1 protein-coding gene is annotated in these 1,337 nt (G+C 72.0%); it reads right to left on the bottom strand.

Annotated features, from left to right (window positions below; genetic code table 11):
- Window positions 1–74: 74 nt before the first annotated feature.
- On the bottom strand, window positions 75–1,337 hold a 1,263-nt coding region (locus ACPYOM_RS21950; protein ID WP_481347581.1), incomplete at its 5' end, for an ABC transporter ATP-binding protein.

Here is a 1,337-nt window from a genome sequence, read left to right as displayed (position 1 = left end):
GGTCTCGAAAGCGGTGGTGCACCGGGCAGTTCGAGACCGGCACCGAACGACTCGTTCGGTCTCGGAAGCCGGGGTCAGACGGCTTGTTGTTGGGCGACCCAGGAGGCGTGCAGCCGGCTGTAGACGCCGCCGAGGGTGACGAGCTCGCTGTGGTGGCCGCGCTCGACGATGCGGCCGGCGTCGACGACGACGACCTCGTCGGCGTTCTCGGCGGTCGAGAGCCGGTGCGCGATGGCGATCGAGGTGCGGCCGCGTGTCAGCGAGTCGAGCGCCCGCTGGAGCCGCACCTCGGTGTGCGGGTCGACGGCCGAGGTGGCCTCGTCGAGGACGAGCAGGTCGGGGTCGGCCAGGTAGGCGCGCGCGAGCGCGACGAGCTGCCGCTCCCCCGCCGACAGGGACTCGCCGCGCTGGCCGACGTCGGTGGCCAGGCCCAGCGGTAGCGTCTCGACCCAGCCGTCGAGACCGAGCTCGGCGAGGGTCTCGCGCACCTGCTCCGGCGTGGCCTCCGGCCGGCCGAACCGGATGTTGTCGAGGAGCGTGCCGTCGAAGAGGAACCCCTCCTGCGGCACGAGGACGACTCGCGACCGCAGCGACGAGAAGCGGATGCGGTGCAGCTCGGTGCCGTCGAGCAGCACCCGGCCGTCGGTCGGGTCCATGAGGCGCGTCAGCAGCTTGGCGAGCGTCGACTTGCCCGACCCGGTCTCGCCGACGATGGCGACGCGGCTGCGCGGGGCGATGGTCAGGTCGACGTCGTGGAGCACGGGTTCGCCTCCCGGATAGACGAACCCGACGCCGCTGAACTGCACGGTGATGGGGCCTCGGGGCAGCTCGACGCCGTCGTCGGCGGGGTCGGACACGTCGGCCGGCGTGTCGATGATGCCGATGACGCGGCGCCAGCCCGCCACGGCGTTCTGCATCTCGTTGAGGATCTCGGTGGCCTGCTGCACCGGCATCGTGAAGAGGTTGACGAGGAAGAGGAACGCGAGCAGCTCGCCGAGGGTGAGGCGCCCGTCGACTGCGAGGACGGTGCCGACGACGAGGACGACCGCGGTCGTCAGCCCCGAGACGAGCTGGCCCGAGGTGAAGGCGATGACCGCCCGTGCCTGCGCTCCGATGGCAGCCCTGCGGTGCCCCTCGATGGCGGCGTCGATGCGCGCCTCGGTGCGCGCCTCGACACCGTAGGCGCGGATGGCCTGCGCGCCGACGACGGCCTCCGAGACGGCGCCGAGCATGTCGCCGACGCGTTCACGCACCCGCGTGTAGGCGCGTCCGACGATGCCCTGGAAGGTGCGGATGATGACGAACAGGGGCACGAAGCACAGCCACACGACGAGGGC

The sequence above is a fragment of the Monashia sp. HAY1-2A genome (assembly GCF_056755315.1).
The sequence above is the reverse complement of the archived record's forward strand: the minus strand, read 5'-3'. Positions and strand labels throughout refer to the sequence as shown.